This is a genomic window from Arenicella xantha (assembly GCF_003315245.1).
In the GTDB taxonomy this organism is placed as follows: domain Bacteria; phylum Pseudomonadota; class Gammaproteobacteria; order Arenicellales; family Arenicellaceae; genus Arenicella; species Arenicella xantha.
On the sequence record NZ_QNRT01000001.1, the window covers coordinates 932951 to 952889 of the forward strand.

General features: G+C 48.8%; 19 protein-coding genes. 10 read left to right on the forward strand and 9 right to left on the reverse strand.

What is annotated here, in order from left to right:
• Window positions 1–335: 335 nt before the first annotated feature.
• The 3 genes from DFR28_RS03925 to polA form a co-directional block, all read right to left on the reverse strand.
• Window positions 336–1580, reverse strand: a complete 1245-nt coding sequence (locus DFR28_RS03925; RefSeq protein WP_113952975.1) for a L,D-transpeptidase family protein — start codon at window positions 1578–1580, stop codon at window positions 336–338.
• The gene (locus DFR28_RS03930; protein ID WP_113952976.1) at window positions 1577–2818 is read right to left on the reverse strand and encodes a L,D-transpeptidase Cds6 family protein; all 1242 of its coding nucleotides are present in this window, start codon (window positions 2816–2818) and stop codon (window positions 1577–1579) included. The genes DFR28_RS03925 and DFR28_RS03930 overlap by 4 nt, the downstream gene beginning before the upstream one ends.
• A gap of 143 nt (window positions 2819–2961) precedes the next feature.
• Window positions 2962–5667 carry a DNA polymerase I gene (gene polA / locus DFR28_RS03935; RefSeq protein ID WP_113953409.1) on the reverse strand — a complete coding sequence of 902 codons (2706 nt, stop codon included), beginning with the start codon at window positions 5665–5667 and terminating at the stop codon, window positions 2962–2964.
• Between the two features lie 165 nt (window positions 5668–5832).
• On the opposite strand from polA, the gene DFR28_RS03940 reads away from it, so the two are divergent.
• Window positions 5833–6234 (forward strand): DUF2782 domain-containing protein, encoded by a 402-nt coding sequence (locus tag DFR28_RS03940; RefSeq protein ID WP_113952977.1) that lies wholly within the window; start codon window positions 5833–5835, stop codon window positions 6232–6234.
• Window positions 6228–6647: a hypothetical protein gene (locus tag DFR28_RS03945; protein WP_113952978.1), complete on the forward strand. Its 420-nt coding sequence runs from the start codon at window positions 6228–6230 to the stop codon at window positions 6645–6647. Before DFR28_RS03940 ends, DFR28_RS03945 begins: the two co-directional genes overlap by 7 nt.
• 58 nt (window positions 6648–6705) lie before the next feature.
• Here DFR28_RS03945 and zapE read toward each other — a convergent pair whose 3' ends face one another.
• Window positions 6706–7803, reverse strand: a complete 1098-nt coding sequence (zapE, locus tag DFR28_RS03950; RefSeq protein WP_113952979.1) for a cell division protein ZapE — start codon at window positions 7801–7803, stop codon at window positions 6706–6708.
• A gap of 74 nt (window positions 7804–7877) precedes the next feature.
• On the opposite strand from zapE, the gene DFR28_RS03955 reads away from it, so the two are divergent.
• Both DFR28_RS03955 and DFR28_RS03960 read left to right on the forward strand, forming a co-directional pair.
• Window positions 7878–8426 (forward strand): gamma carbonic anhydrase family protein, encoded by a 549-nt coding sequence (locus DFR28_RS03955; RefSeq protein ID WP_113952980.1) that lies wholly within the window; start codon window positions 7878–7880, stop codon window positions 8424–8426.
• Entirely contained in the window at window positions 8413–8880 is a 468-nt protein-coding gene (locus DFR28_RS03960; RefSeq protein ID WP_113952981.1) for a TspO/MBR family protein, read from the forward strand. Before DFR28_RS03955 ends, DFR28_RS03960 begins: the two co-directional genes overlap by 14 nt.
• Before the next feature lie 12 nt (window positions 8881–8892).
• Here the strand turns inward: DFR28_RS03960 and DFR28_RS03965 are convergent, their stop codons facing one another.
• Together DFR28_RS03965 and mrcB are read right to left on the reverse strand one after the other, a co-directional pair.
• Complete coding sequence (locus DFR28_RS03965; RefSeq protein ID WP_147250918.1) at window positions 8893–9429, reverse strand: tetratricopeptide repeat protein; 537 nt, start codon at window positions 9427–9429, stop codon at window positions 8893–8895.
• Window positions 9430–9445: 16 nt separating this feature from the next.
• The gene (gene mrcB / locus DFR28_RS03970; protein WP_113952983.1) at window positions 9446–11950 is read right to left on the reverse strand and encodes a penicillin-binding protein 1B; all 2505 of its coding nucleotides are present in this window, start codon (window positions 11948–11950) and stop codon (window positions 9446–9448) included.
• Between the two features lie 617 nt (window positions 11951–12567).
• On the opposite strand from mrcB, the gene DFR28_RS03975 reads away from it, so the two are divergent.
• From DFR28_RS03975 to DFR28_RS03985, 3 genes are all read left to right on the forward strand, one after another.
• Window positions 12568–14628, forward strand: coding sequence for a dynamin family protein (locus DFR28_RS03975; protein ID WP_113952984.1), 2061 nt, complete (start codon window positions 12568–12570; stop codon window positions 14626–14628).
• A 96-nt stretch (window positions 14629–14724) separates the two neighbouring features.
• The gene (locus DFR28_RS03980) at window positions 14725–15069 is read left to right on the forward strand and encodes a hypothetical protein (RefSeq protein WP_113952985.1); all 345 of its coding nucleotides are present in this window, start codon (window positions 14725–14727) and stop codon (window positions 15067–15069) included.
• Between the two features lie 31 nt (window positions 15070–15100).
• Window positions 15101–15451, forward strand: a complete 351-nt coding sequence (locus DFR28_RS03985) for a hypothetical protein (protein WP_113952986.1) — start codon at window positions 15101–15103, stop codon at window positions 15449–15451.
• Window positions 15452–15729: 278 nt separating this feature from the next.
• Here the strand turns inward: DFR28_RS03985 and DFR28_RS03990 are convergent, their stop codons facing one another.
• The 3 genes from DFR28_RS03990 to rsmD are packed head-to-tail and all read right to left on the reverse strand — an operon-like array spanning window position 15730 to window position 17119.
• Entirely contained in the window at window positions 15730–16002 is a 273-nt protein-coding gene (locus DFR28_RS03990) for a YfhL family 4Fe-4S dicluster ferredoxin (RefSeq protein WP_113952987.1), read from the reverse strand.
• Between the two features lie 19 nt (window positions 16003–16021).
• Window positions 16022–16531: a pantetheine-phosphate adenylyltransferase gene (gene coaD, locus DFR28_RS03995; protein ID WP_113952988.1), complete on the reverse strand. Its 510-nt coding sequence runs from the start codon at window positions 16529–16531 to the stop codon at window positions 16022–16024.
• Window positions 16532–16549: 18 nt separating this feature from the next.
• Complete coding sequence (rsmD, locus tag DFR28_RS04000; protein ID WP_113952989.1) at window positions 16550–17119, reverse strand: 16S rRNA (guanine(966)-N(2))-methyltransferase RsmD; 570 nt, start codon at window positions 17117–17119, stop codon at window positions 16550–16552.
• 87 nt (window positions 17120–17206) lie between these two features.
• Here rsmD and ftsY point away from each other — a divergent pair, with 87 nt between their 5' ends.
• From ftsY to ftsX, 3 genes are read left to right on the forward strand one after another with little or no spacing between them, the layout of a single operon-like run.
• Window positions 17207–18259: a signal recognition particle-docking protein FtsY gene (ftsY, locus tag DFR28_RS04005; RefSeq protein WP_113952990.1), complete on the forward strand. Its 1053-nt coding sequence runs from the start codon at window positions 17207–17209 to the stop codon at window positions 18257–18259.
• A gap of 21 nt (window positions 18260–18280) precedes the next feature.
• Window positions 18281–18976: a cell division ATP-binding protein FtsE gene (ftsE, locus tag DFR28_RS04010; protein WP_113952991.1), complete on the forward strand. Its 696-nt coding sequence runs from the start codon at window positions 18281–18283 to the stop codon at window positions 18974–18976.
• On the forward strand, window positions 18976–19908 hold the full coding sequence (gene ftsX, locus DFR28_RS04015) for a permease-like cell division protein FtsX (protein WP_113952992.1): 933 nt from the start codon (window positions 18976–18978) through the stop codon (window positions 19906–19908). The genes ftsE and ftsX overlap by 1 nt, the downstream gene beginning before the upstream one ends.
• Window positions 19909–19939 lie beyond the last annotated feature (31 nt).

Below are 19939 nucleotides of genomic sequence, written 5' to 3' on the forward strand. Positions count from 1 at the left end.
AGCCAGTGTCTACATACATTTCTAGACAAACTGTCTAAGTACCACACCGAATTGCCTAGGGCAGGCTGTCCCCCCAAACGACATCCCCTTGGAATACCTCACACACGGTATTTCGCCTGTCCTAGGCATCTTATTCTGCCATTCCTCTTTCCACATCCTTAAAAAATTAGCTAACGGCTCTTTATTTAGCCAGCTAACGGCTCTTTATCTAACTAGCTAACGGCTCTTTATCTAACTAGCTAACGGCTCTTTATCTAACTAGCTAACGGCTTTCAATCTAATAGCTTGCTGCACTATAGCTAGTCGACTCAAGACTCCCTTCTAGTCACTCAATCCTACTGCTTACCTTCATACACGATTCGCCATTGCCCATCTGCTTGTCGCTGCCAGAACTGCTGCTTATTTGATGAATTAGAGAAATTACTGCTGTCGTAGCCCTGAATAAAATTAACCACAAACATGTCCTTTACGCCAGGATAAGCAAACAAGCCTGTAACCTCGAGCGACAACTTAACGTAAGTTTTCGCTTTATTAACCTGTCGTTTGCGCGCGGCCCATTGGCTAAAATTACCGCGCCCAAAATTAAAATCTTTTTCAGCGTAATGCGACAGAAACGCATCCGTATCCAACGATTCCCAATCAGCCTCCCACTTAGCCAACACGGCTAGCATGGCCGCTTGGCGATTCGCCAATTGCTCGGCAGTGAGCCACTCAACTTGATCACTCAATAGCACCGGCGTGCGCTGCTCGACACTAATAAATTGAGCAACATCCAACAAATCATCATTACTCAACACAAAACACCCTTCACTCGACCAAGGCGAGCGCGCATAAGTGTCCGATGGCGTTCCATGCAGCCAAATACCGTAGCCAGTGCGCCCTAAGAAGCGGTCATACTTATTCGGATAATCTACCGGGAACGCGCCTTTGCCATATAAATCCGGTAAGGCCTTACCTTCAATATGCCGAATAACCTGATAGAGCCCTACTGGAGTTTTATTATCGCCTTCAACCTCCTTGCCAAACCCCTGCGACCCCATGGTCAAATAATAGTCGCGTACTAATTTAGGCTGGCCGTCAATATTTTGATACACATACAGTCGACCCTTAGCTAAATCAGCCACAAGGGCATGCTGGTGCTGGCCCATCATGAGCAAGTTGGCGGGCCATTTAGTGTGCTCTTCAGCATTCACAACGTGACCATGCTGCCATCGATTACGCAATTGATGCAGCAAACCCTGTGATGTTTCACTCGGTAACTCAGACGTCTTACCGAGCGATGCTTCGTCGCCTGCTAGCGCAGCGAGCACCTCGGCACGAAGCAAGTACCCAACGCGACTTTTGGGGAAATCCTTGAGGTGTTTATCGGCCCGGCTCAAGGCAAGATCTAGGTCTCGATTCCGAATTGCTTCGACAATCGCTAACACACTAGGCTCATATTCAGCGCTAGCTTGAAGCGCATGAAGACTTGCCAATTTATCTGGAATTACCTCGGTCGCGGCTATTGCTTGCACCGACATCGCTAGCAGCCCAGCAACCAGTAAACACCACATACTACGCTTCGCGACAGATCCGATCATCCCGACACCGTTTGCTCACTGACGATTTTGGCACGCGACCAATCGCCATTCTCCACTTCAAAAACTAAGCGCTTACGCACCGTTTCATCAAAAGTTCTAGAACGATAATGCTGCGTGAACGTCACTGAAAACTGACTTCCCAAATCGCTGACAACAAAATCGGACACGTTAACCGTTATCTCGTCGTTGCCGGCGAATCGAGTTTCGTTTTGCTGCAACCAATCCTGATGACTAACAAACTGCCCCGGCGAATAGTTCGCCGCGTAAAACCGGATATAGGCCGACATATCACTCGCGCCCCAAGCCCGAGCCCAACCGCGTACTTGCTCAATAGCGGCATCATCTCGGCGCGCCGCATCTGCGCCTAATTTGTTGCCAATATTGAGGTCAGCGACACTCGCGGACTCGGCAACCGCTGCCGCAGAAATGACCGGTGGCAACTCAGAGCGCGGCGACGGCGCAGCACGATCACTTGATGCCAATTGTGCTTTTACCATCTCATCAGCTTGTTGGTCCAGCAACCGTTGCTGCTGCTCGACTTGTGCCTTGAGCGCGTCTAAGGCCGCCTGATGCTCCCGCTGTTGAGCGCTAAGTTGCGACTGCAATGCCGCAACCTCGCCAGACAGTCGACGCTCTAACTGGCTAGGCTGATCAGGAATTGGCGCACTTTCCAACTTCGGCGACGCTACGCTTGTCGCTGCAGACTTGCGCATTAACGTCGGCATGCTAGCGACAATCTCTAACTCTATGGCCTTGGGCTGCGTATCGGTTTTAGCGCTGTCGAGCGCCTTGCGGTAAGCATCGGCTGCCAAGGCACCGTGCACCTGCCGTAACGAATTATACAAACTGGCCGATACCGAGTCTTGCTGCAAGCCTGTGAGCAACACTTCCCGCGCTTGCTCAAGCCGCCCTTGACGAGCAAGTACCGCCGCAAGATTCACATACAAGGCTTGCACCCGAGGGTACGACTGCACTAAAGACTTTAATGATTTTTCGGCGGATGCCCATTGCTTGGCTTCAATCTGTAGCACCGCTGCATCGAAACCACTGAGTAACTCTGCATCCAGAACCGAATTATCAGACTCAACAGACTGTGCAGACGCACTGGCAATGGTCATCGTCAAGGGCTCGACCAAATCCTGCCGCTCAACTAATTTAACCGAGCTCGCTGGCTGACTGGCATACCAAATCAAATAGATGGCGACACCGGCCAAACAAATTATGACTTTCTTACTCATTCTAGGATTACCCACACAGTCACTCGACGCGATTTCAAATTAGACCCGTGTTAGCGGCTCTCAAGCCGCGAGTCTAAACGATCACCAACCTAGTGTCAGCGCTTGCACGCAGTCGCCAATGAACTGTAATCATTCATTCATATTTAATGGGCAAGCGCCCAGTTTTTTCCTTGGCCAATATCGACCACAAGCGGCACATCTAATTGCGTAACGCCCTGCATAATCGCTCTGACTTGATCAACACAAGCATCAATGACATCTGCCGCGACCTCAAACACCAATTCATCATGCACTTGCATGACCATCTTAATGTCAGAGTCAGCGCCCGCGATCCATTGGTCGACCTCAATCATCGCCAACTTAATGATATCTGCGGCGGTACCCTGCATAGGTGCATTAATCGCTGTACGCTCAGCATACTGTCGCACGTTGTGATTCTTCGAATTAATATCCGGCAGGTACAAGCGACGCCCAAACACAGTCTCGACAAAGCCCGTTTCATGCGCAAACTCACGCGTTGAATCCATGTATTCTTTGACGCCTGGATACTGTGCGAAATATTGATCGATATAGCTCTGTGCTTGCTTACGCTCAACATTTAGCTGTTTAGCTAAACCAAACGCCGACATGCCGTAGATCAAGCCAAAGTTAACCGCTTTTGAGTGACGCCGCTGCTCATCAGTCACATCCTCAAGCTCGACCGCAAAAATTTCCGCCGCGGTGGCCCGATGAATATCCAATCCGTGATTAAAAGCATGCACCAAGGTTTTATCGCCCGATAAGTGCGCCATTATACGTAACTCGATCTGTGAGTAATCCGCCGCCACAATTTGCTTACCAGCATCAGCAATAAACGCTTCGCGAATCCGTCGCCCTTCTTGCGTACGAATCGGTATGTTTTGCAGATTTGGATCACTGGACGACAAGCGCCCAGTAGCAGTAACCGCTTGGTGATAAGAAGTATGCACTCGACCGGTTTTAGTATTGATCATAGTGGGAAGCTTATCGGTATAGGTCGACTTTAACTTCCCCAAACTTCGGTGCTCCAAGATTAACCTGGGTAACTCATGCTCAATCGCAAGCTCGTGCAACACATCTTCGGCCGTTGATGGCGCGCCTTTCGGCGTTTTCTTAAGCACCGGTAAGCCCATACGATCGTACAATATTTCTTGGATCTGCTTTGGTGACGCCAAATTAAACTCGCCATCCGCCAACTCGTAAGCTCGCGCCTGTGCGGTTTGCATACTCATTGCTAATTGCTGACTTTGCTGCAGCAGCATATTGTCATCAATCAGCACACCGTTATCTTCAACCCGTGACAGCACACTAACTAATGGCATCTCAAATTGGGTAAAAATACGATGCAGACCCGGCTTACCGGTGAGAGTCGGCATCATTGCATGGTGCAAGCGCAACGTAATATCGGCATCTTCCGCCGCATAATGCGACGCTGTCTCGATTTCCACCTGATCAAAGGTGATTTGCGATTTGCCCTTACCCGCCACAGCACTAAATGGCACCGGCGTGTGACCCAAATATGTCTCAGACAGCGTTCCCATGTCATGCCGAGAGCTAATGCTATCGAGCACATAGGATTCAAGCATGGTATCAAACACAACACCTTTGAGTCGTATGTCGTAATTCGCCAACACACTCATGTCGTACTTTAAATTTTGCCCGATCTTAGGCAGATCAGGATCTTCCAATAAAGGCTTTAACTGCGCCAAAACCCAGTCACGGTCTAGCTGCTCTGGCGCGCCCATATACTGGTGAGCCACCGGCACGTAAGCCGCTTCGCCGACTTCAATCGCGAACGAAACGCCGACTAATTCGGCTTGTTGAGCATTGACCGAAGTAGTCTCAGTATCGAAGGCAAACCCTTCACTGTCACGTAAGCGGAGCAACCAAGCTTCAAAGTCGGCCTGCTTGAGAATCGTTGTGTACTCGCCCGCCTTAAATTCAGCTAACGGCGCACTCCCCGCTACACCAGCCTCGGCGCCCAACTCACTCAACCATTTTTTGAATTGCAATTGCTGGTAGATCTCGATTAACGAATCGTTATCTGCCTCGCCCTGCTTTAAATCAGCTAATGCTGGCTCAACATCGAGCTCACATCGAATCGTCACCAAGTCTTTAGACAACGGAAGTTGCGGGATAAATTCACGCAGATTTTCACCGACCTTGCCACCAATTCTCTCGGCATTCTCGACGACACCATCTAATGTTTTATACTCCGCCAACCATTTAACAGCTGTCTTTGGCCCCACCTTGGGCACGCCCGGTATATTGTCTGAGGTGTCGCCAGTAAGCGTAAGATAATCGATGATTTGGTCGGGCCGAACGCCAAATTTTTCAACCACGCCATCAGCATCCATAATGACTTTTTTCATGGTGTCGATCAGGTTGACCTTGTCATTCACGATCTGCGCTAAGTCTTTGTCGCCACTCGCCACCAGTACAGTCTGACCAGTCTCGCTCGCTTGCTTAGCGTAAGTACCGATCACATCGTCGGCCTCGACACCTGGAATCGCAACCAGCGGCAAGCCCATCGCTTTGATTCCACGATGTACATAGTCGATTTGGCTGCGTAGCTCATCCGGCATTGACGGGCGATTCGCTTTATATTGGTCATACAGCTCATGGCGAAAGTTCTTACCTTTGGCATCGAATATCGCGACAATATTAGACTCTGGGTATTCGGTCATAAGACTCTTCACCATATTCATAATGCCGAAAACCGCACCAGTCGGTTGGCCAGAAGAGGTCTGCATTCGTTTAAGCTGCGGCACATAGAATGCGCGGTACAGATAAGACGAGCCGTCGATAAGAATAAGCTGCGGTTGCTTCATTGTTGTATTTTCAAGTAGCTGGATCGATGAAATGAGCAGAATCATTGGAGCGTTGACCGCTTCCGAATCTGTACGATTATGATACCATGATAGAACATCCAACTCGGGCCGCTTGCTCCGTTCCGGCGCAAAAAACGGCACGAGTTATTAAACGCGGAGCGTGCTATGAAAAAACAACTTTTTATTGGATTGGTGCTAGCGCTATCAATCAATAGTGCGACGCAAGCTGAAACCGCGCGGCCGCCGGTATTGGGCCAAGAAACCAAAGGGGAGCCTGCGCCACAAGAAGAACTCAGCAACGTTGATCCAGCGCCAGAAGCAAAAACAGAAAGCACCCAATCTGCGCCCACAGACACCGCACAAAAGAAATCCAGCGGCGCATTCGGCACCACCAACGTTAAAGAATCTCGGCGTGAAAACGGCCAAGTTTACCGAATCGAGTTGCAGCATTCATCTGGACGCAACCAGTACATTGAAGAAACTGACTCTGACGGCAACATCGAAAGTGACAGCTCCGACATCGAAGACACACCAAACCTACCCAAATGGCGCTTAGGTTCATGGTAACAAAGACCGCGCAAATTGGGGTCTTATGCCTAATATTGTTGATTTTACCCGGCACTCAGCTCAAGGCTAAAGCGGATCAAAATTCTCGCGCTGAGACTAAGCAGCGACAAGAAATTCGATTTTATAAAATCAACAAAGACGGAATCACTCAGCGCCTACGCTTCACCACTAAAAAATCTCGTAGCGCTGGCTGTCACAACTTGGTCAAGCGTGGCCGCTTACACCGAGCAATGCAGTTCGGCTATGGCTCGTGCCAAATATTCGCCAAAAAGGATTGCGATGCGACTTCACTAATGACCTTTAAGCGTGAGAAAGAAACAGAAGTCGTTAGCGACCTAACTCAAGGTTACGGCTGGCTACCGATCGGCGAGCATGAGCGCGGAGAACATTTTCGCTCGTGGCACTGCGAATAAAATTCACCGCAATAGCGTCACTGATTATTGCGTCACCAGTAGAACCAACCGGCCCGAATTAAACTTTATGGCTCAAAGCCAAATAGTCGTGCGATTGCATTTCTTGCAGCCGACTCTTAGTACGCTCAAACTCAAATTTCACTCTAGTTCCTTGGTACAGTTCATCGACCGGCGCATGCGCCGAGATAATTAATTTAACGTTATGGTCGTAAAATACGTCCACCATGTTAATAAATCGGCGCGCTTGATCTTCATGTAAGCGACTCATTACCGACACATCACTTAGCAAAATTGAATGAAAGCAGCGCGCTAGCTCAATATAGTCGTTTTGTGAACGAGGCCCATCGCACAGCGTTGCGAAAGTAAACCAAATAACCCCATCGGCGCGGCGAACGGCCTGCAACATGCGACCCTCTATCTCTATCGACGCCCCGCTGACGCCCGCATCTGGCGCCAGATGCACAAAATTGTGCTCCATGCCCGCATGAGCTTGTTGATTGATCGGCGTGAAATAAGTCTCAGCCTTATCTAAAAAGCGCAATCGATAATCGATCCCGGAATCAATATTCACGATCTCCGTGTACTCATGGATCATTGCAATCGCTGGCAAAAACAAATCGCGCTGTAAGCCACCTAAATATAAATTATCCGGTTCCACATTACTGGTAGCAACCAGCGTAACGCCTTCGTCAAACAATACACGCATCAACTTCACTAGGATGACGGCATCGGCGACATCATTCACCACGAATTCGTCAAAACACAACACCCGTGCTTCTTTAGCGATTTGCTTACCAATCACGACCAATGGGTCTTGTTGCTCGCGTAACGCCTTGCGTTCTTGGTGAATGCGATGCATAAACCGATGAAAATGCATACGCAACTTCTGCTCAAACGGTAGACAATCAAAAAATGTATCCACCAAATACGTCTTACCACGACCAACACCGCCCCAAAAATACAGGCCCTGCACAGGCCGAACGGTAGACTTCGACAATCCGATGCGTGACCGCCAGTTACGGCGTGAAGTTGAGCGTGTCACTAGCTCATCGTAGAGCCGCTGCAAATGCTCAACCGCAAGTTGCTGTGTTTGATCTGGCAAAAAATCTGGGTTTTGCAGGTCTCGTTGATAACGCGAAAGCGGCGTATCCACCATGGCTAAAGTCGGATTGCTATTGAGGGGCGTAGAGTTTAACGTATGCACAGACTAAATTGTCAGCGAAAAACACCATGAAACACTCTGATAAATCAGGAATCCAACTTGCCTACCGTGGCGTCTGGCCAAAAATTGACAGTCGTGCCTTTATTGCCCAAAACGCCACTGTGATTGGCGATGTCGAAATCGGTGCCGAATCGGGAGTTTGGTATGGCTGCGTGATACGCGGAGACGTTAATGAGATTCGCATTGGCGAACGCACTAACATTCAAGATTTAACCATGATTCATTGCGCCGAACTGGGCCAAGGCACTTATCTTGGTAATGACATCACTATCGGGCACTCAGCGGTGCTACATGCCTGCAACATAGAAGATGACGCCTTTATTGGCATTCAAGCATGTGTCATGGATGATTGCATCGTCGAACGCGGTGCAATGGTCGCCGCTGGCGCCTTGCTAACGCCTGGAAAAATCGTACCAGCTGGTGAAGTCTGGGCCGGCAGTCCAGCCAAAAAACTGCGCGACATTAACGACCAAGATCTGGCCTTTTTTGACATTAACCGCCGACGCTATGTGCGTTTAGCAAACGAATACCGCGAGGAACAATATGGCTCAAACTAAGCTCGATTGGCGTCTGCTACCAGTTTTCATTGTCGCCTGCTTAGTCGTATCTGGGTTTGGCGGACTGTTTCAACCCGGCGAATGGTATCAGGGTCTAAATCAAGCACCTTGGACGCCGCCGAGCATCACCTTCCCAATTGTTTGGGGAATTCTGTATCTATTCATCGCCGTTGCAGGCTGGCTGATTTTTGCGCGTGGCAATCGCAATATGAGACTACTTTGGGTCGCCCAATTATTAGTCAATGCTAGTTGGTCATGGGTTTTCTTTGGCATGCACCAGCCATTGATCGCACTGATTGATATCAGCATCTTGACGCTCTTGGTCGCCACGCTGATATGGCTTAGCTTCCGGTCTCAACCCGCGTTAATCGTTACCGGATGGCTCTTGACACCGTATCTAGTGTGGTTGTTAATCGCCAGCTCACTAAACGCATACGTCGTAATCTATAACTAACTCGAACGGCAGTTACTGCGTTAACTTACTGCGGTATTTTTGTGCCGCGGTTTGATCACCTAAAGCTTCATAAGCATTGGCCATCAAGTACCAATTTTGACGCCGCAAACTGATGTCATTCGACGCTAAAGTATTTGATTTAGCCGCTAGCTGAATGGCTTTGCGCCATGCCCGTTGCGCAAAGCGAATATCAGCCAATCTACCCCACAACAAGGCATTGCGCGGCTCTATGCGTAGCGCCCGCTCAAGAGACTCAGCCGCGCCATCCCAATCTTCACGATGCCTCTGATCTTGCGCCACCGTCAACAAACGCTTGACCACTGGCGACATATTCGGTGCACCGCTCATCGGCTCGGCTGTCACCATCGGCTGCTCAGGGAGCGGCAACACTTCACCATCGACCACTGCTCGATCCTCTACGTCGGCAGGCAATTGACCCGGAACATCTAGACTACCCGTGGTCGAACAAGCACTGATCGCCAAAAGACAGACCAGCAAACCTAGATACCTAAGCGCGCTCGTAATATGGACGTGTGTAATAAATGACATAGCGAGAGTTAGATCGTTAATCGAATAAACGTTGCCACCACGATTTTTTCTTGCGACGCAGCGGAGCTTGGTCCGGTGAAGGTTCAAAATGTTGCAGTTCATCTTCATCGATCAAATCATACTGCATTCGCTTCGCACACGGTAAGTTTTCCAGTTCAAGAGACTCAATTAGCATGGGTAAATTGCGCTCCAAGCTGCAATCTTGCCGTTGCGGGTCGAGCGAATAATGAATCGTCTGCGAAATTACTGCATCACTGTAACCAAGCTCAAATCGCTCCAACGGCATCGCCTGCATTGATTTTGCCCACAACTTAGCCGCGCCGCTCGCCCCAGTTAGCCCAGTGGACTGATAGTCATCGCGCCCAACCCAGACAACCATTACATAATTTCCTGAAAATCCAGCAAACCAACTGTCACGGTAATCATCGGTAGTGCCCGTTTTACCCGCTAAACCATAATCATAGCGAAACCCAGTCAGTACATTTCTGGCGGTGCCATTGCGTACCACGTCTTGCAACGCATAGTTGATCAGCATCGCGAACTCAGGCTCGACAACTTGCTCAATATCCAAAGAGTAACGCGCTAACGGTTCATTTTCATTACTCAACACCGAACGAATGCCCTTAACTGGCGTTTTGAAACCGCCTGACGCAAGACTCAAATACAATTGCCCAACATCCATAACCGTCATGGGAACTGCGCCGAGTAGCACTGAGGGTAACTCGCTAACACTATCTTGATACCCTAAGCGGCGAATCGTATTCGCTACCTCAGGCACGCCAAGTTCCATGCCCAACTGCACCGTGGCCAAATTATAGGAACGCGATAAAGCTTCAATTAGCATCACATCGCCGTGCTCACGTTTATCGTAATTTCCGGGAGTCCAATCAGGACTGCCGCGCTGAGACACAGTGATACTGCGGTCGCTAATTAAACTCGCTAAGGAGTAACGCTCAGGTTGCTCCAATGCGGTTAAATACACAAACGGTTTGAGTAGCGAGCCAACAGGTCGCTTAGCACTTAGCGCTCGGTTATAACCCGAAAAACTTGGGTTGCGGTCGCCCAACATGGCCGCCACTTCGCCGTTATCGGTGCGCAATACCACCGCCGCCACCTGTAGACTACCGGCCTTAATGCCCTTATTTTTTTCGACGGCTGCCAGCTCTTTGCGTACCGCCGTCTCCAGACTCTCTTGGATGCGCGGATTTAATGTAGTGTGTATCTGCAAACCATCATTAAGCAGGTCCTCTTGCTGGTAATCCTGTCGCAAATTCTCTCGCACGAACCCCATAAAACTTGGGTATGACAATAAGGCTGCGTGCTCAGCAGTCGGACTCACCGACAACTTAGCCGCCACCGCTTGCTGATAGCGCACATCATCAATAACCCCTTGCTCCAACATAGTTTTGAGGACGAGATTACGGCGCTCAAGCGCATTATTGGGGTTGCGAATGGGATTATATTTGCTCGGCCCATTATTGACGGCGATCAACACCGCTATCTGATCAAGCTCCAACTCTTCTATCGGCCGACCAAAAAAGTAACGACTGGCCAGACCGAAGCCATGAATGGCACGATTTCCAACTTGACTAAGATGAACCTCATTCAGGTAGGCCTGCATAATTTCATCTTTGCTGTAATGCATCTCCAGCAAAACCGCCATGATGGCCTCAATCGCTTTGCGCTTATACGACTGCTCTGAGGACAAATAATAATTCTTAACCAGTTGCTGAGTTAAGGTACTCCCGCCTTGCACGACTCGGCCTGCGCGCACATTGCGAATCATGGCGCGCGCAATGCCTAAGGGGTTAACACCAAAGTGCGACCTAAATTGCCGATCCTCATTGGCTATCAGACCATCAATTAACTCCGATGGCACTTGCTCTATTCGTAGCAAAGAACGGTCTTCATGACTTAATGGCGACACACTGCCAAATAAACGCGGCTCTAGGCGCACTATTTCAGTATCACTGCGCGGCAAGGACACATCCGGCACTTCAACTGTGATGGATTGTATGCGCTGACCACTAATCGACATGCGGGCTATTTGCTGCGGTCGCAAACCATCCCAAAAACGAAATTCTCGCTGATAGATCGACAACTCGTCACCGGTGTAGCGATACGTTCCAACCCTAGCGAGATCATTGCGCGACGTATAGCCCAACTCAGCCAGCTCAGCCAATACTAACTTTTCATCAAACGCCTGCCCGATATATAACTCCATCGGCCGCGTGTAAACGTGCGCTGGTAACGCCCATTTTTGCCCCTCAAACTTTTTTCGAATCGAAATGTCTAAATACACCGTGAACCCTAATAGGAATAACAACCCCAATAAGAACCCGCGGAGTAACCAAAATCGAATAAACGACCAAACTTTAGAAGAGGTCGATTGCGGCTTACTCGACTTAGCATTAGCTCGCGAAGCGCGTTTCTTGCGCGACGAACTGGAACCGCCTGACGAACGTTTCTTGCGCACCACAGGGGCTACGCGCTTGTTAGATGTGGCTTTCTTTCGAGGCATTTGGCTAATAACCAGACATTTGGCTAATAAATAGTGGCTTGAGGCGATACTAATCCAAATAAGTACCGAGAATCGAGCGCCGATTCTGACGCTAGTAAAGCACAATTACAACCTAGGTCTGAATAACGTGAAACCCCTGTAACTCTACGCCTTCAACTAACCCTCTCGAATAGCGCAATTGTCTATTTAAATCATATGTATAGCGTAACTAGCTACAAGTTAACCTTAATTTTCTTTGACAGACCCAAAACCACTCAGATATGATGCCTGCAGACCATATAGATCCATTCTGTTTACAATCAAGCGTTTTATGCACATAGGCACTGTTTGCTAAAGCATACTAGGCCAGTAAATGAGCATGATAAGGCCTTCATTGAAAGCCATCATTCTCAATCAGACGGGTCGATATTTAAGCAAGCCGTACTCACTGCCGATGCATTAAGAAATTTGGTGATTTCAGTCTATTACAATGTCGAGACCCACCAATTATAAGAACAACGGCAGAGTGACAAAATTTGACGTATTGCCATTGAAATAGGCCTGTGCCAAAGTGTTGGTATAGTAGATGGCAACGGAATGTATGCGCTCACTCGATCACGTAAAGAGATCGACAAGGTGTGCCATCTCACACAGACCCGAAAACGAGCAAAACCGTGACCGAGCAAATACTCAACACCGAAATCGAACAGTACTCTGAATGGCGACAAAGTGTCAGCCAGGCTGTGCAAGATTTGAGTACCTTTCTCAAAGCCAAAAACGTTACGGACTTACGAACACACCATCAGTTCGAAAACGTACTCGGCGCGCTGGCCGACGACAATCTGTCGGTGGCTTTTGTAGCCGAGTTTTCGCGCGGCAAATCAGAGATGATCAATACGATCTTCTTCGGCAATTACAAAAAACGTATTCTGCCATCTGGATCAGGTCGCACCACCATGTGCCCGACCGAGTTAATGTACGATCCGAATCTCCCAAGCTCTGTGCGCTTATTGCCAATTGAGTCGCGGAAAGACGAACGCGCATTGTTTGAACTCAAAAAAGACCGAGAATTGTGGCACGAAATTAAGTTTGATGCCGACGACGTCGATAGCGTAAGCGATGCGATGCAAGGTATGACCGACAACAAGTTAGTCAGTAAAGCATACGCCAAAGAACTAAAATTCGACTTACTGGAAGAAAAGAACGCTGAGCTTGGCCTACCGGTCAACGAATACGACGAAGTCGAAATTCCTAGCTGGCGACACGCGATCATTAACCTACCGCATCCATTACTGGAGCAAGGCTTAGTGATTCTCGACACGCCAGGGTTAAATGCGATTGGTGCTGAGCCCGAACTTACGATTAATCAGCTCGCTACAGCACATACTGTCGTGTTCATTCTGTCGTTAGACACCGGCGTCACCGCTACCGACTTAGAACTGTGGCAGCAGCATCTCGACGGTGAGAAGTCCGGCGTCGACCGCAATCAGCGGAAACTGGTTGCCCTGAATAAAATAGATGCGCTTTGGGATGGCATCCGCAGCGACATCGAAATTCAAAACGAAATCGACGCACAAGTTCGTGCCACCGCCAAAACACTCAACTTAGACCCACGCAATATCTTTCCGGTATCGGCACAGAAAGGTCTAGTTGCCAAGCTCACGGAAGATGACGAGCTTCTTGCTAAAAGCAATATTCCAGCGCTTGAAAATGCAATTGCCAGCAAACTCATTCCTGAAAAACGCAAGATCGTGGTAGAGAAGGTGCGCGGCGCATTGGAGACTATTCTTGAATCAGCCAGCTCTATTATGGACAACCGTTTAAAGGATGCCGACGAGCACATCGCTGAATTGAAACAACTGAGCAGTAAAAACACTGACGTTATTTCACACATCATGCTCAAAGTTCAAGGCGAAAAATCATCGCTTGAAAAAGACATGCAGCGTTATCAGGCCTTACGTGCCGTGTATTCCAAAGAAACCACCAAGTTAGTTCAAATGCTTAGCGGTGACAGACTGGAAAAACTGATTGCCATCACCAAACATAATATGGCTCGGTGCGCGTCATCAATTACACTTCAGAAAACCATTTCAAAGTTTTTTGAACGCCTGAATTACTACTTAGATAGCTCCATCAACCAAGCCAATGAGATTGCCGCGCTGTCAGAAAATATCACGCGCGACTTTGAACAAGATCATGGCATCGCTAATTTTAAGGTGCGACGCTTACGCTTAGAGAAGTTCAAACAAGAAGTGAATCGACTCGAAGTCAAACATCGACACCTCAAAGACACCAGAACGCTGTTCTTTCGCGAACAAATGTCGATCACCAACCGCTTTTATGACTCGGTGTGCCAAGCCGCTCGTAAAATTTTCTCACAGGCATTAAGAGACGCAACCAATTGGAATAACAATCTAATGGTGCCGATGGAAACCTACGTTCGAGAACATCATACTCAACTGCGCCGCCGATTGGAGAGTGTGAAACGCATCCATAAAGCGTCGGACACGGTCGAACAACGCCTGCAAGAACTCACGGTAATGCAAAGCCAGTTGGTCGAACAGCACACTCAATTCACCACCTATCAAACGCAACTCACTGGCTTAATCAAAGAAGCTGAAGAGCAAAACAAGCCGAATGAAAAGGAAGAAAGCCCTAGCGCCGACATCTTATACTGGGATCACAAAGTTAATTTTTAACTAAGTTAACTATTTGATTACGGGCCATTTGGCCAGTGCATTTCGTTACATAGCCTGTGTTACTATGATGAACACACAAAGTTACACACTCATAATATGTTGAATCGATTACTTACTAATCTGCGCGTGATTGCGCTGATTTCTACTTGCTTAACGCTCACTGCCTGCGGCGCTCACTATGGTGCGGCACGATTTGTATCTGATCCACCTGGAGCTGAAGTCATTAACCTCGACGACGGAACCGTGATTGGCACGACACCGGTGACCATGTTCTGGAAAGACAGCACTGGCACACGTCAAATGGTCCCTATTCGGCTCAAAAAGGCCGGCTATTACGAGAAAGTTTCATCATTTTGGTTGAGCATGCGCCACACAAGTGAAAAACAAGCTCTCGAAAATGCGCAAGTTGTCGAAGTATCAATGCAGAAAAAAGGCGAATAACGCCCCCTATTCCAAACCAATAATAACTATTATGAAAGAATCTTTGAAACTCCTGCTTGTTGTCTCGGCCTGCTCATTATTGATTGCCTGCGGTAACGGTAAACGCAATATCGCCATGCAAATTCACTCGGACCCGCTAGGCGCTTATGCGTTGATGCAGGTAAAGCATGAAGGCAATGACAGCCCTGAGTGGATATTTTTGGGGCCAACGCCAGTCGTACTCGATAAATCAATCCGCTTCGATGGAGCCACTAGCGTCACATTAAAGGTGATTCGACCTGGGTTTTACGAGCAAGAGAAAACTTGGCGCGCTAAGGATTTCATTAAGGACTATAAAAAATACGGGAAAATTTCTTGGGTTCCCAATATGGTCAAACAGTAGCCCAACATTCGCAACGCCAAGCAAAACGCATTAGCTCACTCTGAATCACAGAGTGAGCCTCTTGGCCAAACTTCAGAAAGAAACCCTAAGACGAAACCTCAGATAGTCTAGCTCGAGCAAGCATCATCCAGCCTGCCCTCGAAAATCGCTCGCTGCGGCCCAATCCTCAATGACATAACAGTGCGCGGCAAATACCGCAAGCTTACGTTAAACCGCTAATTTCTCTATCGAACGGCCTTGATTGCAGTCAATCTAAGGTCTGCGCGACGCTCTACTTGCTACTGCTCGTTCTCTGACGAAAAAGCGCGACCTGTTAGCTGCGTGTATTTCGTCTGTAGTTGCTGCGCATCTTCGGTGTGGCCTGGATCAACAAAAATACAGTCGACTGGACACACCACCACGCATTGCTGCTCCTTGAAGTGACCGACGCACTCAGTACATTTATTGGCTTCAATCTCATAAATGAGCTCACCTTGATAAATGGCGTCGTTTGGGCACTCCGGCTCACACACGTCGCAATTAATGCACTGATCAGTAATATACAAAGCCATGCAAATCAGCCTTTCCTAATTAGGAATTTTTACTCTTGGGAGTATCGGTATTAGCCCATTTCACTTGCATTGCCTGCTCGACATGACTCGGAACAAAGCTACTAATATCACCTTGGTAATAAGAAATCTCACGCACCAGAGACGACGAAATAAAGTAATTCGCCTCCAGCGGAGTTAAAAAGATCGTCTCAACATTACTGTTTAAACGACGGTTCGCAGAGGCCAACTGAAACTCATATTCAAAATCAGAAACCGCGCGCAATCCACGAATCACAAACTTAGCGTTTTTACGCACAACAAAGTTCACTAACAGATCATCGAAACTCTCTACGCGCACATGCGGAATATGTTCGACCGCCTCATCAACCATTGCCACCCGTTCAGCCGTACTAAACAGAGGATTTTTACGAGGGTTATCTGACACAGCAATTATAACTTCATCAAATATCTGCTCAGCACGCGCCACTAGGTCGAGGTGACCATTGGTGATCGGGTCAAAAGTGCCGGGATAAATAGCGATTTTTTTCATGCGCGGAGTATACCTTATTTAGTGGCGATATAGATGATAGCGGCTCTGCCCTGCCTTGCCACTTCGATGCAACACCCAATTTTCTGGAATTACGATCGAATCGTCGTGCGCATGATGCTCAATATAGACCATTGCACCATCACTCAACCAGCCCGGCTGATTAAGTAAATCAATGGCCGGTTGTAACAAGTGAGCTTGAAATGGAGGGTCCAGAAACACCAAATCAAAACACTCATGATTGGGCGCTCGCAAGAAATTCAGCGCATCACCGGTTGATACCGTTGCAGCATCCGCTGCATCCAACTTTGTGAGGTTCTGCCGCAATTGATCCGCAACACGACGCTCCGACTCTACAAACTGAACGTATTTCGCCGACCTAGACAGACATTCAAGGCCGAGAACCCCACTACCAGCGAATAAATCCAAACACCGCGCAGCTGGCACGTCATGCATCAGCCAGTTAAACAACGTCTCTCTGACCCTGTCCGTCGTTGGTCGTAGCCCGTCGTGATCGAGCACAGGTAGGCGACGCCCACGCCAGCGACCTGAGATAATTCGAATGGAGTTCGTTTTAACACGCTTGTTCATTGTGATTTCTGAGACAATCCCTACAATAGAGCCCCATGACAAGGCCCATCTTTTTAGCTGGCCAACTTTACCACAGACGTAACGAGAATGAGCGAATCCAACCCACCTCAAAACGGTGACGATACCAAACCAGAAGCCAAGAAATCCGGTCTTGCGCGTTTTTTCGGGCGATCCAAAAGCACCGATACGGCAACAGCCGAGACGCAAAGCGCACCGAAAGCCCCTGCTACGGTAGAGGACGGACTGAGTAAAAGTCGCTCAAGTTTATTGGGCAAGATCGGCGATGTGTTCAAAGGAACATTTGATCTCAATGACGACTTATTCGAAGAGCTTGAAGAGGTACTCATTACCAGCGATATCGGCGTCGAAGCCAGCCTCGAGTTAGTAGAGCGCTTACGCGAACGGGTAAAGCAAGACAAAATCCAAGATGCCAACGGCGTTGTTGCTGGCTTGCGAGCCGAAATAGCCACCATGCTCAAACCGGCCCAACAAGAATGGAATGTATTGCATCAACGGCCATACGTCATGCTAATGGTAGGCGTCAATGGTGTTGGTAAGACCACCACAACTGCCAAGATTGCCAAACAATTCAAAGACCAAGGCCGCTCGGTTATGTTTGCCGCTGCCGACACATTTCGCGCGGCGGCTACTGAACAGCTTCAGGAATGGGGTCGACGCTTGGATATACCCGTGGTCGCGCAAGGCCATGGCGCCGATGCCGCCGCAGTTGCCCACGACGCTCTAACATCAGCCATCGTAAAAGGCACACACATTCTGATGATTGACACCGCAGGCCGGTTGCATACGCAATCAGACTTGATGGAACAGTTGCAAAAAATCAATCGTGTACTGGCTAACTTAGACCCTTCTATGCCGCATGAAGTCATGCAAATCTTAGACGCCGGCACCGGCCAAAATGCACTGACTCAGCTCGACCACTTTAAAGAAGCGGTCGGTGTGAACAGCGTTTGTTTAACCAAGCTGGACGGTTCAGCCAAAGGCGGACTGGCGATTTCAATCACACAGAAATACCAATTACCGATTCGCTACTTAGGCGTTGGCGAAGGCTTTGACGATTTACAAGCTTTCGACGCCGAAGCCTTTGCCGCAGCACTTGTGCCTGACCTCAACCAAGCATAGTCACCAGAGCCGAATCACCGCATGATTAAACTCAGCCACGTAACCAAACGCTACCCGAACGGGCACGAAGCCCTGCACGACGTCAGCTTCGACATCAAGCCTGGCGAAATGGTATTTGTTGCCGGTCACTCCGGCGCTGGCAAGAGCACCTTATTCAAGTTAATCACGCGTATCGAGAAGCCAACATCGGGGCAGATATTAGTTGACCAACAAAATCTGGTTCGCCTTCCTGAGCGAAAAATCCCAGCCTTACGGCGCGACATCGGCGTGATATTTCAAGATCACAAACTGTTGATGGATCGTTCAGTGTTTGACAATGTAGCACTGCCGCTTATTGTGATTGGCATGCCGCATGACGAAATTCAAAAGCGGGTTCGCGCCGCACTTGGCAAAGTCGGACTGGCGGGTAAAGAGAAGCAACTACCGATCACACTATCCGGTGGCGAACAACAGCGTGTTGGCATCGCCCGCGCAGTCATCAATCGGCCTAATATATTGCTAGCCGATGAGCCGACAGGCAATCTTGACGATGCTCTGTCCGACGAAATCATCGATATTTTTGCTGATTTTAATCAAGTCGGCGTCACTGTCGTCATAGCCACGCATGATTCACGCCAAATTGAACGACTCGGAAGTCGGACCTTGCACCTAGCACATGGCCAGCTGATAAATGAGCCCGTCAGTAATCCAACTGAGACTATGTTGGAGAACCAATAATGTTGACCTATTTGACTCGGCATTTACAGGTACTATTCGCCACGCTTGGCGATATTCGACGTACCCCGATGGCCTCCATCAACACCGTATTGATTATTGCCATAGCACTGCTGTTGCCGTGCTTGCTATTTATCGCCATCAAGAGCGCTGAGAGCTTAAACACCAATTGGCAGGGCCGACCACAGATTACGATTTTTCTGCAAAAAGACATTAGCGAAAGCACCGCTCAAGCTTTATTCCAAGAAATACAATTGCATCCCGCGATAGAACTGGCCGAGTTTATTAGCCCAGAAAGCGCACTGGAAGAATTTCGCATCTTAAGCAGCCAGGCCAGCGATGTATCACTTGAACAAGAACTGGAATTCTTGGGAGAAAATCCACTACCGCCGTCGATCGTAGTCATGCCCGACCAGAGCTCGGCACAAACAGACAAACTGCTAGCCCTACGCGACGAACTCAATACCTTTGACGGAATTGACACCGTGCGCCTTGACCTTGAGTGGACTGACCGATTCAACGCCCTGCTCAATGTCTTTACTCGGGTATCAGTACTACTTAGCGCCTTACTTGCAGTGGGCCTCATCGTAATTATCGGCAACACTATCAAATTGTTGATTTTTAATCGTCGGCATGAAATCGAGATTACTAAATTGGTCGGTGGCACCGACACCTTCGTCAGACGGCCATTCTTGTACTATGGCACCTTGTTCGGGCTCTTCGGCGCTTTGCTCACACTGGTGCTTCTGCTTGTTGCCGGCAAAACCGTAGACGCCCCGCTCAACCGGCTGGCCGAGCTGTATCAGTCTTCAGCACTTCTGTACCAATTACGACCGGTGGATATGCTTGCAATCGTACTTGGCGGCAGTTTAATCGGCTGGCTCGCTGCCCGTTGGTCAGTGGCACAACACCTGCGTGACATACAACCAAGATAGGCAAAGCAATCTAAACATTTAGCCTACTGAC

Coding starts and splice junctions, on each gene's coding strand:
- DFR28_RS03925 (WP_113952975.1), bottom strand. CDS start 1,580: ATGATCGGATCTGTCGCGAAGCGTAGTATGTGGTGTTTACTGGTTGCT.
- DFR28_RS03930 (WP_113952976.1), bottom strand. CDS start 2,818: ATGAGTAAGAAAGTCATAATTTGTTTGGCCGGTGTCGCCATCTATTTG.
- polA (WP_113953409.1), bottom strand. CDS start 5,667: ATGAAGCAACCGCAGCTTATTCTTATCGACGGCTCGTCTTATCTGTAC.
- DFR28_RS03940 (WP_113952977.1), top strand. CDS start 5,833: ATGAAAAAACAACTTTTTATTGGATTGGTGCTAGCGCTATCAATCAAT.
- DFR28_RS03945 (WP_113952978.1), top strand. CDS start 6,228: ATGGTAACAAAGACCGCGCAAATTGGGGTCTTATGCCTAATATTGTTG.
- zapE (WP_113952979.1), bottom strand. CDS start 7,803: ATGGTGGATACGCCGCTTTCGCGTTATCAACGAGACCTGCAAAACCCA.
- DFR28_RS03955 (WP_113952980.1), top strand. CDS start 7,878: ATGAAACACTCTGATAAATCAGGAATCCAACTTGCCTACCGTGGCGTC.
- DFR28_RS03960 (WP_113952981.1), top strand. CDS start 8,413: ATGGCTCAAACTAAGCTCGATTGGCGTCTGCTACCAGTTTTCATTGTC.
- DFR28_RS03965 (WP_147250918.1), bottom strand. CDS start 9,429: ATGTCATTTATTACACACGTCCATATTACGAGCGCGCTTAGGTATCTA.
- mrcB (WP_113952983.1), bottom strand. CDS start 11,950: ATGCCTCGAAAGAAAGCCACATCTAACAAGCGCGTAGCCCCTGTGGTG.
- DFR28_RS03980 (WP_113952985.1), top strand. CDS start 14,725: ATGTTGAATCGATTACTTACTAATCTGCGCGTGATTGCGCTGATTTCT.
- DFR28_RS03985 (WP_113952986.1), top strand. CDS start 15,101: ATGAAAGAATCTTTGAAACTCCTGCTTGTTGTCTCGGCCTGCTCATTA.
- DFR28_RS03990 (WP_113952987.1), bottom strand. CDS start 16,002: ATGGCTTTGTATATTACTGATCAGTGCATTAATTGCGACGTGTGTGAG.
- coaD (WP_113952988.1), bottom strand. CDS start 16,531: ATGAAAAAAATCGCTATTTATCCCGGCACTTTTGACCCGATCACCAAT.
- rsmD (WP_113952989.1), bottom strand. CDS start 17,119: ATGAACAAGCGTGTTAAAACGAACTCCATTCGAATTATCTCAGGTCGC.
- ftsY (WP_113952990.1), top strand. CDS start 17,207: ATGAGCGAATCCAACCCACCTCAAAACGGTGACGATACCAAACCAGAA.
- ftsE (WP_113952991.1), top strand. CDS start 18,281: ATGATTAAACTCAGCCACGTAACCAAACGCTACCCGAACGGGCACGAA.
- ftsX (WP_113952992.1), top strand. CDS start 18,976: ATGTTGACCTATTTGACTCGGCATTTACAGGTACTATTCGCCACGCTT.